Genomic DNA, 12,650 nt, shown 5'->3' with positions numbered 1-12,650 from the left:
TATGGTTTTCGAGCTGTCGGACCAGCGGGTGGAAGCCGAGTGGCTGCACGCCTACCCGTCCGGGCGACGCCAGGTGGCCAAGAACGGACTGCGCCCCACCGAGGTCGTGAACCTGGTGATCCAGGTCGCCTCCGATCCGGCGGACGAGAAGTGGGCGCTCTTCGACCGTGACGCGCAGGACAACCGGGACCAGGACATCCCCGATGCGATGCGCAAGGCCGCCGAGCAGGGCGTCCAGGTAGCCCTCTCCCCGGCCGGGTGAGGTCGGGAATCGGCCGCAGCCCGACGAACGATTTTCTGCGGAGTGGCCGGTCGGACTGGGGCACGGCGAACCCGAGCTGCCGGTGCTCGCGGCCTGAGCGCCGGTGCTCGGAGCCGTGCGGACGGCCCCGCGCCATAGGCCTGACCGCGGCCAGCTCGATCGGTCGTCCGCCGCTGCCGGCCTGACGGCGCCGGCACGGGACACCCTGCCGGAGCCGGGTGTCCCCCGGGGGTGGACGCGCGCGTACCGGCCAGTGCGCGTACGGGCCGGAGCCTCGCGCTAATCCCCGTCGGCGGGTGCGGCCGTGGAGAAGAACTCCGCCAGTACCGGGCCCAGTTCGTGCGGGTCCACCATGTGGGTCTGTCCTGCCAGTTCGCGGTACACGCCCTGCGGCACGTTGTCCGTGACCGCACGGGCGGCCCGGCGCAGCCAGTCCGGACTCGCGTCGCCCGCGATCGACAGCACCGGGACCGGGACCGAGGCCAGCAGTTCCTCGGGGACCAGCCCGTCGCCCATCACCGCGTCGTCGTAGGCCAGGCTGGGGGCGAGCGTCTCCATGCCCGGCCACATGGGGGACCGGCGGGCGCCCTGGATCATGGCCTCGGCCAGGCCGGTGGCCCTGAGGAACAGCTCGACCGCGTCCCCGCGGCGGCCCTGGGCCAGCGCCTCGGTGAGGCGTTCGGTGTACTCGGCGCGCTCCTCGGCCCCGCCCTCGTACACGGCGAACGGCACCTCGTACACCGCCGCCGCGCGCACCGGCAGCCCGCTCGCCGCCGCCCGCAGCACCAGGGCGCCGCCCGACGACATGCCGTACAGCGCGGCCTGCCCGCCGACCGCCTCGATCAGCGCGGCCAGGTCCTCCACCTCACGGGCCACCGCGTAGGGCCGCGTGTCACCGCTCTCGCCGCGGCCCCGGCGGTCGTAGACGACCACGCTGAAGCGGTCCTCCAGGAACGGGGCGAGGGGCGCCACGGTGGCGCCCGTCGACATCGCGCCGCTCACCAGGATCACCGCGGGTCCCCGTCCGGTCCGCCGGTACGCGATGGGGGTGCCGTCGCCTGAAATGGTCTTCTTGTCCATGTCTGACGAGACTGCCGCACCGCGGGCGATTCCTCGCGGTCAACCGCCTACGACACTTCCACTTCGTAGAAGCAGAGGTGGTCCTTGATCTCGCTCACCTCCGGCTTGGGGTCCGGATAGGCCCACACGAGGTCCGCCGCGCCGGGCAGCGACCAGTAGGAGGCCGTGCCCTTGAACGGGCAGTGGGTGTGGGTGCCGGACGGGGTCAGCAGGTCGAGGCGGACGTCCTCGGCGGGGATGTAGTACCGCGGCGGACAGCCCGTCTCGCTCAGGACCAGGGCCCGTGAGGTCTCCGCGAGGACCTGGTCGCCGTGCACCGCGCGCACGCGCTGGTCGGCTTGCTCGATGGTGATCTTGTGTCCTTCGGTCATACCGGAAAAGCGCTCGCGGACGCCCGGTTCTTCCCGCGTACGGTGACCCCCATGCGAATCTGCGTCTTTCTCTCCGCCGCCGACCTCCACGACCGCTACACCCGCCCCGCCCGCGAGTTCGCCGTCCTGCTGGGCAAGGGCGGGCACACGCTGGTGTGGGGCGGTTCGGACGTCGGCCTGATGAAGGTGGTCGCCGACGGCGTGCAGGAGGCGGGCGGCAGGCTCTGCGGCGTCTCCGTGGGCTTCCTGGCGGCGAAGGCGCGCACCGGCGCCGACGAGATGGTCATCGCCGCGGACCTCTCCGAGCGCAAGAGACTGCTGCTGGAGAAGTCGGACGCCGTGGTGATCATGGTCGGCGGCACCGGAACCCTCGACGAGGCCACCGAGATCCTGGAGCTGAAGAAGCACGGCCACACCGACAAGCCGGTCGTCCTGCTCAACACGGCCGGCTTCTACGACGGTCTGAAGGAGCAGTTCCGGCGCATGGAGGACGAGGGATTCCTGCCGCGCCCGCTGGCCGACCTGGTGTTCTTCGCCGAGGAGCCGCTCGGGGCACTGGCCTACCTGGAGGAGAGCGGCGGGCTGCGATGATGCGGGCATGGCTACACATGTGATCACCGGGGCGGGCTCCGGCATCGGCGCGGCCGTCGCCCGCCGCCTGCACGCGCGCGGGGACGACCTCGTGCTGCACGCGCGCGACGCGGGCCGCGCGAAGGAACTGGCGGCGCTCTTCCCCGGCGCGCGGACCCTCGTCGGCGACCTGGCCGACCCGCACCGGCTGTCCTGGGCCTTCTCCCACCAGTCGCTCCCGGACCGCGTGGACGGCCTGCTGCACATCGCGGGCGTCGTCGACCTCGGCCCGGTCGGCGAGCTGATCCCCAAGGCGTGGCGCCACCAGCTCGACGTCAACCTGATCGCCCCCGCCGAGCTGACCCGCCTGCTGCTGCCCCAGCTCCGCGCCGCCCGCGGCCACGTCGTCTTCGTCAACTCCGGCGCCGGCCTGACCGCGCACGCCGACTGGTCCGCGTACGCCGCCTCCAAGCACGGCCTGAAGGCGCTCGCCGACGCGCTGCGCCAGGAGGAGCACGCGAACGGCGTCCGCGTCACCTCCGTCTACCCCGGCCGCACCGCCAGCCCCATGCAGGCCAAGGTCCACCAGCAGGAGGGCAAGGAGTACGACCCCTCGAAGTGGATCGACCCGGAGTCGGTCGCCACGACGATCCTGATGGCCCTCGACCTGCCCCGGGACGCCGAGGTCAACGACCTGACGGTGCGCCCGGGGCGGTGAACCGGCGGGAATGTTCCGTAGGCTTCCCGGGTGAGTGAAAACAGCCAGGTCACCTTCGGCGCGGCCACCGGCGTCGGCTCCATGCCGGGCGGGGACGCCCGCGAGGCCGCCAAGACCGCGACCGGGACGTTCGAGGACTTCCCGTTCCTGCCCGAGCTGCCCGCCCGGGGGCCCGGCGCCGACATGATCGGCCGGACCGCCGGAATGCTCGTCGAGTTGTACGCGCGCGTGGAGCCCAGCGGGTGGCGCATCGGCGACCGGCCCGGCCGGGACACCAAACGGGCCCGGTCCTGGCTCGGCGAGGACCTCGACGCGCTGGAGGAGTTCACCCAGGGCTACCAGGGTCCGCTGAAGGTGCAGGCCGTCGGCCCCTGGACGCTGGCCGCCGCGCTGGAGCTGAGGAACGGCGAGGCCGCGCTCTCCGACCCGGGCGCCTGCCGCGACCTGGCCGCCTCCCTGGCCGAGGGCCTGCGGCTGCACCTCCAGGAGGTACGGCGCCGGGTGCCCGGCGCGTACCTCGTGCTCCAGCTCGACGAGCCGTCCCTGACCGCCGTGCTGCGCGGGCAGGTCAGGACCGCCAGCGGGTACCGCACCCACCGGGCCGTCGACCGGCAGATCGTCGAGGCCACGCTCCGCGACCTCGTCGGGGTGCACGGCGGCGGCCCCGTCGTGGTCCACTCCTGCGCACCGGACGTCCCGTTCGCCCTGCTGCGCCGGGCGGGCGCGGCGGCCGTCTCCTTCGACTTCTCACTCCTCACCGAGCGTGACGACGACGCGATCGGAGAGGCGGTGGAAGGGGGCACCCGGCTGTTCGCCGGGATCGTGCCCGGCACGGACACCGCATTGTCAGACCCGGCCGGTAGCGTCATGGGGGTCAGGACGCTGTGGCGCAGGCTGGGGCTGCGACCGGGACTCCTCGCGGAGACGGTCACGCTCACCCCGGCGTGCGGACTCGCGGGCGCCTCCCCCGGGTACGCGCGGGCGGCGCTCGCCCACTGCGTCCGGGCGGCGAGATCCCTCGCGGACAACCCAGAGTAACGGGAGGACAACACGGTGGCCGGCGACAAGCAAGCGGAGACGACGGTGCCCGCCGAAGCGCGGGAGAAGCACGCCCAGCTCGCTGAGCAGATCGAGGAGCACCGCCTCCGGTACTACGGGAAGGACGACCCGGTCATCAGCGACGCGGAGTTCGACGAACTCATGCGCTCCCTGGAGGCCATGGAGGAGCAGTACCCGGAGCTGCGTACACCGGACTCGCCGACGCAGAAGGTCGCGGTGGAGTTCGAGACCGACCTCGCCAAGGTCGAACACCGCTCGCGCATGCTCTCCCTCGACAACGTCTTCGACGACGCCGGGCTCGCCGCCTGGGCCGAGCGCGTCCAGCGCGACGTCGGCACCCCCGACCACCACTTCCTGTGCGAGCTCAAGGTCGACGGCCTCGCGGTGAACCTGACCTACGAGGACGGCCGTCTGGTGCGCGCCGCCACCCGCGGCACCGGGCGGATCGGCGAGGACATCACGCCCAACGTGATGACGATCGCGGAGATCCCGCACCGGCTGAAGGGCGAGCGGGTCCCGCGGTTCGTCGAGATCCGCGGCGAGGTCTACTTCCCCATGGAGGCCTTCCAGGACCTCAACGCCCGCCGGGTGGCGGCCGGCGAGAAGCCCTACGCCAACCCCCGCAACTCCGCCTCCGGTTCGCTGCGCCAGAAGGACCCGAAGGTCACCGCGACGCTCCCGCTGCACATGGTCGTCCACGGCATCGGCGTCCTGGAGGGCTTCGACGGCCCCTCCCGCCTGTCCGGGGTGTACGACCTGCTCAAGACGTGGGGCCTGCCCACCTCCCCGCACAACAGGGTGGTCGACGACCTCGACGGCGTACGGGAGTTCATCGCCCACTACGGCGAGCACCGGCACTCCGTGGCGCACGAGATCGACGGAGTGGTCGTCAAGCTCGACGAGATCCCGCTGCAGGGACGGCTCGGCTCCACCTCGCGCGCGCCGCGCTGGGCCATCGCCTACAAGTACGCGCCGGAAGAGGTCAACACCAAGCTCGTCAACATCCGCGTGGGCGTGGGCCGCACGGGCCGGGTCACGCCGTACGCCCAGGTCGAACCGGTCACGGTGGCCGGTTCCGAGGTGGAGTTCGCGACCCTGCACAACCAGGACGTCGTCAAGGCCAAGGGCGTCCTCATCGGCGACACCGTGGTGCTGCGCAAGGCCGGTGACGTCATCCCGGAGATCCTCGGGCCGGTCGTCAGCAAGCGGGACGGCAGCGAACGGGAGTTCGTGATGCCGGCCGAGTGCCCGGAGTGCGGCACGCCGCTGAGGCCGATGAAGGAGGGCGACGTCGACCTGCGCTGCCCCAACGCCCGCGGCTGCCGCGCCCAGCTGCGCGAACGCCTGTTCTACCTGGCGGGCCGCAAGGCCCTGGACATCGAGCACTTCGGGTACGTCGCCGCGGCCGCCCTCACCCAGCCGCTGGAGCCGAAGGACCCGCCGCTGAAGGACGAGGGCGACCTGTTCGGCCTCACCGTCGAACAACTGCTGCCCATCACGGCCTACGTCCTCGACCAGGACAGCGGCCTGCCCAAGCGCGACCCGGAGACCGGCGAGGAGAAGACCGCCACCGTCTTCGCCAACAAGGAGGGCGCCCCCCGCAAGAACGCGCTCGCCATGCTGGAGAACATCGAGGCCGCCAAGCAGCGCCCGCTCGCCCGCGTCCTCACCGGTCTGTCGATCCGTCACGTCGGCCCGGTCGCGGCCGAGGCGCTGGCCCGCGAGTTCCGCTCGATCGACCGCATCGAGCAGGCCAGCGAGGAGGAACTGGTCGCCGTGGACGGCGTGGGCGACATCGTCGCCAAGGCCGTCAAGGAGTGGTTCGCCGAGGACTGGCACCGGGAGATCATCCGCAAGTGGAAGGCCGCCGGGGTGCGGCTGGAGGAGGAGGCCGGCGAGGACCAGGGCCCCCGCCCGCTGGAGGGCCTGACCGTCGTCGTGACCGGCACCCTGGAGGACTTCACCCGCGACGGCGCCAAGGAGGCGCTGCAGAGCCGCGGGGCGAAGGTCACCGGTTCTGTCTCAAAAAAGACGTCTTTCGTCGTCGTGGGTGACAACCCCGGATCGAAGTACGACAAGGCGATGCAGCTGAAGGTTCCCGTCCTGAACGAGGAAGGGTTCCGCGTCCTGCTCGAACAAGGGCCGGACGCTGCGGCCGAAGTCGCGCTTTCGGCTGAGGAATAGCGGTTGAAGGCCACTCGATCGGCGCATATCAGATGCATACGGGTGGCGGGGGCGCATTCGGGCGACCGTAGGCGACCGCTGCCCGTGGAAGCCTTCTGCGGCCTACTGTTGAGAGGTGCGCCTGCCGTGCCCAGCCGCGGTCGGGGCATCCCCGCTGTCCTCGACGGGTTCGTGAGGACGCGGCAAGGGTTTTCCGACGCGGTGCCGTTGGTGGTCGTCGGGCATCGGGCCGCGGAGCGTGGGCACCGCCGGCTGTGAGAGGGACGGGAATGGAACCGACCGAGAGCGCCGCCCCGGAATCATGGCTGCGCCGGGGCCGGGTGACCGGCGTCCGGTGGGCGGGCCGGCGGGGCGTGCGGCCTTCGGAGCGTCCGGGCGGGCGGGGCGTGCGGCCTTCGGAGCGTCCGGGCGGGCGGGGGAGCGCCACCGGACAGTACACCGTGGCGGACGGCCGGGGCGTCCGGCAGTTCACCGCGGTGCCCGCGTCCGGGCTGCCGGACGCCGACACCGAACGGCACCTGTCCTGGCCGGCGCTGCCCGCCGCGATCGTCGCGGTCGCCGGGTTCGTCCTCGGCGCCGGCTTCTACCGGGCGTTCACCGGCACCCACGCGCTCTTCCCGGACGGCCCCGTCGGCTGGTCCCTGGCGGTGCTGACCGGCGTCATCGTCGGCCATCTGGTCATGCTCGGGCGGTCCCGCTGGTGGGGCGGCACCGGCTCCGGCGCCGCGCTCACCCTCGCCGTACTGATGCTGTACGGCTGGGTGCCCGCCGGCATGGTCAGCCTCAGCGTCGTCGTCCTGGTCGGCATCGCCCGGCGGGGCCGCTGGCGGCAGGGCGTGCTGCACGGCGCCGTGGACATCCTCGGCATCGGTGCCGGAGCCCTGGTGCTGGGCGCCTTCGGACGGGTGCCGTCGGTGGAGACGCCCTGGCACCCGGACACCTGGACCCTGTACACCGCCCCCGCGGTGGTGCTGGTCGCCGTCGCCTACCTCGCCGTCACCCGCACCCTGCTGTGGTACCTGCACACCCCCCGCGGCGGCGTGCCCACCGTCGCCCGCACCGCCCTGGTCCGGCAGGGCCTGGTCGCGGTCGCGCTGCTCGGCATCGCCCCGCTGGTCTGCGTGGTGGCCACCGCCCAGCCCGTGCTGCTGCCGCTGTTCGCCATCCCGCTCATCGCCCTCGACTCCACCCTGTGGATCGCCCGCGCCCGGGCGGAGGAGCAACTGCGCGACCCGCTGACCGGGCTGCCCAACCGGCAGTGGCTGCTGGAGCGCATCTGGACCGCGCTGGACGACGCCGAACGCATCGGCGCCCGCTCCGCCCTGATGCTCATCGACCTCGACCGCTTCCGGTCGGTCAACGACACGCTCGGCCATCTCGCCGGCGACCGGCTGCTGCTGCAGATCGCCGACCGGCTGCGGGTGGCGCTGCCGCGCGGGGCCGAGGCCGCGCGGCTCGGCGGCGACGAGTTCGCCGTGTTACTGCCCGTCGCCGACTCCACGACGTCCGCGACCCGGGTGGCCCGCGGCCTGGTCGCCGCGCTCAGCTCCCCGCTCGACCTCGACGGGCTCACCCTCGTGCTGGAGGCCAGCGCGGGCGTCGCCGTCTTCCCCGACCACGCCCTGGACGCCGAGGGGATGCTGCGGCGCGCGGACGTGGCGATGTACCAGGCGAAGCGGGACCGCTCGGGCGTCGAGGCGTACGAGTCCAAGCGGGACTCGAACACGCCGGACCGGCTCGGACTGCTGGGAGACCTGCGCCGCGCCCTGGACGCGCACGAGGTCCAGCTGCACTACCAGCCCAAGGTCCGCTTCGACGGCCAGGTCGCCGGGCTCGAGGCGCTGGTGCGGTGGGTCCACCCCGAGCGGGGCAAGGTGCCGCCGGACGAGTTCATAGCGATCGCCGAGTCCTCCGGACTGATGCCGCACCTCACGGAGTACGTGCTGGAGACGGCGCTCGGGCAGGTCGCCCGGTGGCGGTCGCAGGGGCTGTTCGTGCCGGTCGCGGTGAACGTGTCCCCGCGCGACGTCCACATCCCCGGGTTCGCGGGGTCGGTGGCGGCGCGACTGGCCCGGCACGGCGTCCCGGCGGGCGCCCTGCAGCTGGAGATCACCGAGCATGTGCTGCTGGAGGACCCGCAGCGCGCCGCCGACACGCTCGCCGCGCTGACCGGGCACGGGGTGAAGATGTCCCTGGACGACTTCGGCACCGGCTACTCCTCGCTGGTGCACCTGCGGCGGCTGCCGGTCAGCGAGCTGAAGATCGACCGTTCCTTCGTGGCGCGCCTCGCGGTGGACACGGAGGACGCGGAGATCGTCCGCTGCACGGTCGACCTCGCGCACTCCCTCGGCCTGCTCGTCGTCGCCGAGGGCGTCGAGGACGACGAGACCTGGGAGCGCCTGCGCGACCTCGGCTGTGACGCCGTACAGGGCTGGCTGGTGGCCGCCGCCATGCCGCCCGAGGAGACCACGGCCTGGCTGCGGGCGCGCGGATCCCGGGGCTGGCAGCGCCCGAAGGCGGCCCTGCCGGCCGCCGAGTGAACCCCCGCCCGCTCGGCCGCCGAGGAGCGGGGCACCCGCCCGCCCGCCTGAAGGGCGAGGCCTGAAGAGCGATGCCTGAAGAGCGGGGCCCGGCACGGCCGCCGGGGCTGAGGCAGGGCGGCGGAGGCAAACCGTTTCACGGTCACCCGCCCCCGACCCATAGGATTGAGCCAAACCACACACACTCACCCCAGAGGAACGCTGCATGCCTGGCATCACGCGCGAGGAGGTCGCCCACCTCGCCCGGCTGGCGCGTCTGGAGCTGAAGCCCGAAGAACTCGAACACTTCGCGGGACAGCTCGACGACATCATCGGCGCGGTCGCCCGCGTCAGCGAGGTCGCCGACCAAGACGTACCGCCGACCTCGCACCCGCTCCCGCTGACGAACGTCATGCGCCCGGACGAGGTCCGTCCCTCGCTCACCCCCGAGCAGGCGCTCTCCGGCGCCCCGGCCCAGGAGCAGCAGCGTTTCAAGGTGCCGCAGATCCTGGGGGAGGACTGATCCCATGACGGACATCACCAAGCTCACGGCCGCCGAGACCGCCGCGAAGATCGCCTCCGGCGAACTCACGGCCGTCGAGGTCACCGAGGCGCACCTGGCCCGCATCGAGGCCGTCGACGAGAAGGTGCACGCCTTCCTGTACGTCGACCGCGAGGGCGCGCTGGCCCAGGCCCGCGCCGTCGACGAGAAGCGGGCCAACGGGGAGAAGCTCGGCCCGCTGGCCGGCGTCCCCCTCGCGCTCAAGGACATCTTCACCACCGAGGGCGTGCCCACGACCGTCGGCTCGAAGATCCTCGAGGGCTGGATCCCGCCGTACGACGCGACCCTCACCAAGAAGCTGAAGGCCGCCGACATCGTCATCCTCGGCAAGACCAACATGGACGAGTTCGCCATGGGGTCCTCGACGGAGAACAGCGCCTTCGGGCCCACCGGCAACCCCTGGGACCTCACCAGGATCCCCGGCGGCTCCGGCGGCGGCTCCTCCGCAGCGCTCGCCTCCTTCCAGGCGCCGCTCGCCATCGGCACCGACACCGGCGGCTCCATCCGCCAGCCCGCCGCCGTCACCGGCACGGTCGGCGTGAAGCCGACGTACGGCGCGGTGTCCCGCTTCGGCATGGTCGCCTTCTCGTCCTCCCTCGACCAGGGCGGCCCCTGCGCGCGCACCGTCCTCGACGCGGCGCTGCTGCACGAGGTCATCGCCGGACACGACCCGCTCGACTCGACCTCCATCGACGCCCCGGTCCCGCCGGTCGTCGAGGCCGCCCTGGGCGGCAGCGTGGCGGGCATGCGCGTCGGCGTCGTCAAGCAGTTCCGCGGCGAGGGCTACCAGGCCGGCGTCATCCAGCGCTTCGACGAGTCGGTCGCGCTGCTGAAGGAGCTGGGCGCCGAGATCGTCGAGCTGGACTGCCCGTCCTTCGACCTCGCGCTGTCGGCGTACTACCTGATCGCGCCGTCCGAGTGCTCCTCCAACCTCGCCCGCTTCGACGGCCTGCGCTACGGCCTGCGGGTCGGCGACGACGGCGGGCACTCCGCCGAGGAGGTCACCTCCCTCACCCGTGAGGCGGGCTTCGGCCCCGAGGTCAAGCGCCGCATCATGCTCGGCACGTACGCCCTCTCCAGCGGGTACTACGACGCCTACTACGGCAGCGCCCAGAAGGTGCGCACGCTCATCACGCGCGACTTCGAGAAGGCCTTCGAGCAGGTCGACGTGATCGTCTCGCCGACCACGCCCACCACCGCCTTCCCCATCGGCGAGCGCGCCGACGACCCGATGGCGATGTACCTGGCCGACCTGTGCACCATCCCGACCAACCTGGCGGGCAACGCGGCCATGTCCCTGCCCTGCGGCCTCGCCCCGGAGGACAACCTCCCGGTCGGCCTGCAGATCATCGCTCCGGCCATGAAGGACGACCGGCTGTACAAGGTCGGCGCCGCCGTCGAGGCCGCGTTCGTGGAAAGGTGGGGCCACCCGCTGCTCGAGGAGGCTCCGTCGCTGTGAGCAAGCTGTCCAAGGCCAAGGACTTCAAGAAGTCCAAATCCGGTACCTACCTGTCGATGGCCACCACCGCGTTCGGCGCGTTCGGTGTCGCCAAGCAGATCAAGAAGGCCCGCGCCGAGCACGACACGCTTCGGCTGATCGACGCCACGGTCTCCGCCGTGGCGATCGTGACCGGCCTGGCGATCCTCTACCGCGAGCTGAAGCGGCTGGGCGACGACGACGTCCTGCTGGGCTGAGAGGGAAGTTTCACCGTGACCACCACGACCGACCTGGTGTCGTACGAGGACGCGCTGGCGTCGTACGACCCCGTCATGGGCCTCGAGGTCCATGTCGAACTCGGCACCAAGACCAAGATGTTCTGCGGGTGTTCCACCGAACTGGGCGCCGAGCCCAACTCGCAGACCTGCCCGACCTGCCTCGGCCTGCCCGGCTCGCTCCCGGTCGTCAACGCGACCGGCGTCGAGTCCGCGATCAAGATCGGCCTCGCGCTGAACTGCCAGATCGCCGAGTGGTGCCGCTTCGCCCGGAAGAACTACTTCTATCCGGACATGCCGAAGAACTTCCAGACCTCCCAGTACGACGAGCCGATCGCCTTCGACGGCTACCTCGACGTGCAGCTGGAGGACGGCGAGACCTTCCGCGTGGAGATCGAGCGCGCCCACATGGAGGAGGACACCGGCAAGTCGACGCACGTCGGCGGCGCCACCGGCCGCATCCACGGCGCCTCGCACTCGCTCCTCGACTACAACCGCGCCGGCATCCCGCTCATCGAGATCGTCACCAAGCCGATCGTCGGCGCCGGCGACCGGGCTCCCGAGGTGGCCAAGGCCTACGTCCGTGAGCTGCGCGAGCTGATCAAGGCGCTGGGCGTCTCCGAGGCCCGTATGGAGATGGGCCAGATGCGCTGCGACGTGAACCTGTCGCTGATGCCGAAGGGCGCCGAGAAGTTCGGCACCCGCTCGGAGACGAAGAACGTCAACTCGCTGCGCTCCGTGGAGCGGGCGGCGCGTTACGAGATCCAGCGGCACGCGGCCGTGCTGTCCTCCGGCGGCACCATCGTCCAGGAGACCCGGCACTTCCACGAGGACACCGGGTCGACCACCTCCGGCCGGGTGAAGGAGGAGGCCGAGGACTACCGGTACTTCCCCGAGCCGGACCTGGTGCCGGTGGCGCCGTCGCGCGAGTGGGTCGAGGAGATCCGCGCCGCGCTGCCGGAGCTGCCGCTGGTGCGCCGCAACCGGCTGCGCGGGGAGTGGGGCGTCAGCGCCACCGACATGCAGGCCATCCTCAACGCCGGCGCCCTGGAGCCGATCGTCGCCACGATCGACGCGGGCGCCGACGCGGCCTCCGCGCGCAAGTGGTGGATGGGCGAACTCGCGCGCAGCGCCAACGAGTCCGGCAAGACGCTGGACGAACTGGCCATCACGCCCGAGCAGGTGGCCCGCGTCAGCGAGCTGGTGGCCTCCGGCGACCTGAACGACAAGCTGGCCCGCCAGGTCATCGAGGGCGTCCTCGCGGGCGAGGGCACCCCGGACGAGGTCGTCGACAAGCGCGGCCTGAAGGTCGTCTCCGACGAGGGCGCGCTCACCGCCGCCGTCGACGAGGCCATCGCCGGCAACCCGGGCGTCGCGGACAAGATCCGCGGCGGCAAGGTGGCCGCGGCCGGCGCCCTGGTCGGCGCCGTGATGAAGGCCACGCGCGGTCAGGCCGACGCAGCCCGCGTCAAGGAGCTGATCCTGGAGAAGCTGGGCGTCGCCGAGGGCTGAGCGGACCCGCACCGGGGAGCCGGCCGCACAGGGCCCCGGAGGACCACTGGTGTCCTCCGGGGCCGTGCTGTCTCCCACGGCGCCCGCCGGCCTTCGCTCG

Annotated in this window: 12 protein-coding genes; 10 read left to right on the top strand and 2 right to left on the bottom strand. The window is 72.2% G+C overall.

The features are described from left to right. Position 1: 1 nt before the first annotated feature. Complete coding sequence (locus tag AB0G63_RS29285; protein WP_360756176.1) at positions 2-262, top strand: hypothetical protein; 261 nt, start codon at positions 2-4, stop codon at positions 260-262. A gap of 279 nt (positions 263-541) precedes the next feature. Here the strand turns inward: AB0G63_RS29285 and AB0G63_RS29280 are convergent, their stop codons facing one another. Then, positions 542-1,342: an alpha/beta hydrolase gene (locus AB0G63_RS29280; protein WP_360756174.1), complete on the bottom strand. Its 801-nt coding sequence runs from the start codon at positions 1,340-1,342 to the stop codon at positions 542-544. Between the two features lie 47 nt (positions 1,343-1,389). After that, positions 1,390-1,713, bottom strand: a complete 324-nt coding sequence (locus AB0G63_RS29275; RefSeq protein ID WP_360756171.1) for a DUF427 domain-containing protein — start codon at positions 1,711-1,713, stop codon at positions 1,390-1,392. Between the two features lie 51 nt (positions 1,714-1,764). Here AB0G63_RS29275 and AB0G63_RS29270 point away from each other — a divergent pair, with 51 nt between their 5' ends. The 9 genes from AB0G63_RS29270 (at position 1,765) to gatB (ending at position 12,550) form a co-directional block, all read left to right on the top strand. Continuing rightward, positions 1,765-2,304: a TIGR00730 family Rossman fold protein gene (locus AB0G63_RS29270; protein WP_360756169.1), complete on the top strand. Its 540-nt coding sequence runs from the start codon at positions 1,765-1,767 to the stop codon at positions 2,302-2,304. Between the two features lie 7 nt (positions 2,305-2,311). Next, positions 2,312-3,001 carry an SDR family oxidoreductase gene (locus AB0G63_RS29265; RefSeq protein WP_360756166.1) on the top strand — a complete coding sequence of 230 codons (690 nt, stop codon included), beginning with the start codon at positions 2,312-2,314 and terminating at the stop codon, positions 2,999-3,001. Positions 3,002-3,031: 30 nt separating this feature from the next. Next, positions 3,032-4,039: a methionine synthase gene (locus AB0G63_RS29260; RefSeq protein ID WP_360756163.1), complete on the top strand. Its 1,008-nt coding sequence runs from the start codon at positions 3,032-3,034 to the stop codon at positions 4,037-4,039. A 15-nt stretch (positions 4,040-4,054) separates the two neighbouring features. After that, entirely contained in the window at positions 4,055-6,244 is a 2,190-nt protein-coding gene (gene ligA / locus AB0G63_RS29255) for an NAD-dependent DNA ligase LigA (RefSeq protein WP_360756161.1), read from the top strand. 269 nt (positions 6,245-6,513) lie between these two features. Then, a complete protein-coding gene (locus AB0G63_RS29250; RefSeq protein ID WP_360756158.1) occupies positions 6,514-8,784 on the top strand; it encodes a bifunctional diguanylate cyclase/phosphodiesterase in 2,271 nt (756 codons plus the stop codon). A 205-nt stretch (positions 8,785-8,989) separates the two neighbouring features. After that, positions 8,990-9,286 carry an Asp-tRNA(Asn)/Glu-tRNA(Gln) amidotransferase subunit GatC gene (gene gatC / locus AB0G63_RS29245; RefSeq protein ID WP_030231941.1) on the top strand — a complete coding sequence of 99 codons (297 nt, stop codon included), beginning with the start codon at positions 8,990-8,992 and terminating at the stop codon, positions 9,284-9,286. Positions 9,287-9,290: 4 nt separating this feature from the next. Next, positions 9,291-10,784 (top strand): Asp-tRNA(Asn)/Glu-tRNA(Gln) amidotransferase subunit GatA, encoded by a 1,494-nt coding sequence (gene gatA, locus AB0G63_RS29240; RefSeq protein ID WP_360756154.1) that lies wholly within the window; start codon positions 9,291-9,293, stop codon positions 10,782-10,784. Next, complete coding sequence (locus AB0G63_RS29235; RefSeq protein WP_351240077.1) at positions 10,781-11,020, top strand: hypothetical protein; 240 nt, start codon at positions 10,781-10,783, stop codon at positions 11,018-11,020. The genes gatA and AB0G63_RS29235 overlap by 4 nt, the downstream gene beginning before the upstream one ends. A gap of 15 nt (positions 11,021-11,035) precedes the next feature. Continuing rightward, complete coding sequence (gatB, locus tag AB0G63_RS29230) at positions 11,036-12,550, top strand: Asp-tRNA(Asn)/Glu-tRNA(Gln) amidotransferase subunit GatB (protein ID WP_360756151.1); 1,515 nt, start codon at positions 11,036-11,038, stop codon at positions 12,548-12,550. The last annotated feature ends 100 nt before the right edge of the window (positions 12,551-12,650 follow it).

Origin of the sequence: Streptomyces sp. NPDC020996 (assembly GCF_040641355.1) — a bacterium.
In the GTDB taxonomy this organism is placed as follows: Bacteria; Actinomycetota; Actinomycetes; order Streptomycetales; family Streptomycetaceae; genus Streptomyces.
This window is presented reverse-complemented; position numbering and strand designations above follow the sequence as displayed.

Excerpts from the sequence above, each read along its gene's own strand:
- AB0G63_RS29285 (WP_360756176.1), top strand. The coding sequence starts at position 2 with ATGGTTTTCGAGCTGTCGGACCAGCGGGTGGAAGCCGAGTGGCTGCAC.
- AB0G63_RS29280 (WP_360756174.1), bottom strand. The coding sequence starts at position 1,342 with ATGGACAAGAAGACCATTTCAGGCGACGGCACCCCCATCGCGTACCGG.
- AB0G63_RS29275 (WP_360756171.1), bottom strand. The coding sequence starts at position 1,713 with ATGACCGAAGGACACAAGATCACCATCGAGCAAGCCGACCAGCGCGTG.
- AB0G63_RS29270 (WP_360756169.1), top strand. The coding sequence starts at position 1,765 with ATGCGAATCTGCGTCTTTCTCTCCGCCGCCGACCTCCACGACCGCTAC.
- AB0G63_RS29265 (WP_360756166.1), top strand. The coding sequence starts at position 2,312 with ATGGCTACACATGTGATCACCGGGGCGGGCTCCGGCATCGGCGCGGCC.
- AB0G63_RS29250 (WP_360756158.1), top strand. The coding sequence starts at position 6,514 with ATGGAACCGACCGAGAGCGCCGCCCCGGAATCATGGCTGCGCCGGGGC.
- gatC (WP_030231941.1), top strand. The coding sequence starts at position 8,990 with ATGCCTGGCATCACGCGCGAGGAGGTCGCCCACCTCGCCCGGCTGGCG.
- gatA (WP_360756154.1), top strand. The coding sequence starts at position 9,291 with ATGACGGACATCACCAAGCTCACGGCCGCCGAGACCGCCGCGAAGATC.